3 protein-coding genes are annotated in these 919 nt (G+C 46.1%); all 3 read right to left on the bottom strand.

All coding sequences use genetic code 11. The annotated features are described in order from the left end of the window. Positions 1-390 (bottom strand): hypothetical protein (locus tag HMPREF9007_RS00080; RefSeq protein WP_008763921.1); only part of this gene is annotated, 390 nt, incomplete at its 3' end. After that, complete coding sequence (locus HMPREF9007_RS00085) at positions 387-782, bottom strand: hypothetical protein (RefSeq protein WP_004295258.1); 396 nt, start codon at positions 780-782, stop codon at positions 387-389. The genes HMPREF9007_RS00085 and HMPREF9007_RS00080, both read right to left, overlap by 4 nt. A gap of 4 nt (positions 783-786) precedes the next feature. Further along, on the bottom strand, positions 787-919 hold a 133-nt coding region (locus HMPREF9007_RS26950; RefSeq protein WP_277754739.1), incomplete at its 5' end, for an Imm17 family immunity protein.

The following is a 919-nucleotide window of genomic DNA, read 5'->3' as shown; positions in this document are numbered from 1 at the left end:
TTTCATCAATGAAACGATTGTGATAATCATAGCCACAAAAAACATTACTGGCAGGAAGAAAAGGAGAAAACCTGTTGCAGGCTTGAATCTTCTATCAGCATAGTGGCTCATGACGGCTTTGCGCCTGCGGACTCCGTAAAGCTTTTCACCCCATATCACATACACCAGTGCAAGGACTAAATAGACACCCCACATACATTGCTGAAACGTATGGTAAACCCTCGCAAACGCAAGCAACGACATGACCGGAACATACAACAAAAAATTGAAATACATAAACAGCATACTCTCTCCTGTGATGCGAAGGTGGTATTCGTGCAACCGCTCTCCGACCCACCAGAGGTAATCCCAGAGATAAAACCGTTGCTTATTCTCCTGCCGTTTCATCATGCCCAATGTATAAATCCGAGGTGGAACATCAGCGCTACATTTGCCACGATCAGGGCGATAGCGATAAGAACTATTTTGGCGAGCTTCCTGCCGGGATGTTTCATCTTCCCGTAATGTTCACGGAGCGCTTCACGCCGTCCGGCTGTATAGCGTAGCTTGCAGAATAAATCGGGAAGAAAGCAGAGAGGAATCACTATGGCCAAACCAATCATCCAGCCGAAAAGGCGCAATATCGGTGGAAAACCAAGCGGTATGAGTAGGACGAAGAGCCAGCACCAAAACAGTAGCATACGTCCGTTGAGATTGGTACGCTCCCTTTCGTGCCATATCTCGGCTACATACCACATATAGTCGATGAAGCAGATCCGGTATTTGCGATTGTCCTTTTCCATACCGTTATCTCCATACAAAGAAACCAACCAATATAAGTATAATCAGAACGCTGACCAACACAATCTGAACCCTGCGGCGTGTTTCGGGTTTGCAATCATCAAAGAACCATAGCTTTCCATGAAACTGCCACTCACAT

It is taken from the genome of Bacteroides sp. 1_1_14 (assembly GCF_000162515.1).
Classification (GTDB): Bacteria; Bacteroidota; Bacteroidia; order Bacteroidales; family Bacteroidaceae; genus Bacteroides; species Bacteroides thetaiotaomicron.
Note: the sequence above shows the minus strand (reverse complement) of the source record. Positions and strands in the feature narration are given on the sequence as shown.